This window comes from Lacihabitans soyangensis (assembly GCF_024343775.1).
Taxonomy (GTDB): Bacteria; Bacteroidota; Bacteroidia; order Cytophagales; family Spirosomataceae; genus Leadbetterella; species Leadbetterella soyangensis.
Map to the genome: position 1 here is coordinate 1 of NZ_RJUF01000100.1, position 518 is coordinate 518.

Annotated in this window: 1 pseudogene; it reads left to right on the forward strand. The window is 44.6% G+C overall.

The features are described from left to right. Positions 1-518, forward strand: a pseudogene (locus tag EGI31_RS14570) (hypothetical protein); the annotation flags it as partial.

A 518-nucleotide genomic window follows, 5' to 3' on the forward strand; every position in this document is an offset into this window, starting at 1 on the left:
TGCTAATGGATGTTCGGCCTCGGCTACTACGGTGGTTACAATTAATCAGATTTTACCTCCGACCATCACCCCTCCGAATACCTTGGTAGTATGTTCCCCAAGTACATTGACCCTAACAGCCAGTAATTGTGCAGGCACAGTGACGTGGTCAGAGGGTGGAGCTACGGGTACAAGCCTAACGCTCAATGCAGTAGGAACTTATAGTATTTCGGCCACTTGTAGCGTAAATGGCTGTATATCAGAAGCCAGCACGATTATCACAGGCTTGGAAGTCAAAGCATTGCCTGTTTCTTCAGCTACAAGTAATTCACCTATTTGTGCGGGCGGCTCATTAAATCTAATCGGATCTGAAGGAGAAACCTATCTCTGGTCAGGTCCAAATAGTTACAGTTCTACGGATCGAAACCCAATAATATTAAATACCGTTATAGCCAATGCTGGCACTTATACATTGACGGTTACTTCTAAAGGATGTAGTAGCACTGCACAAACAGTGGTGGCTATAAACACCATATCCA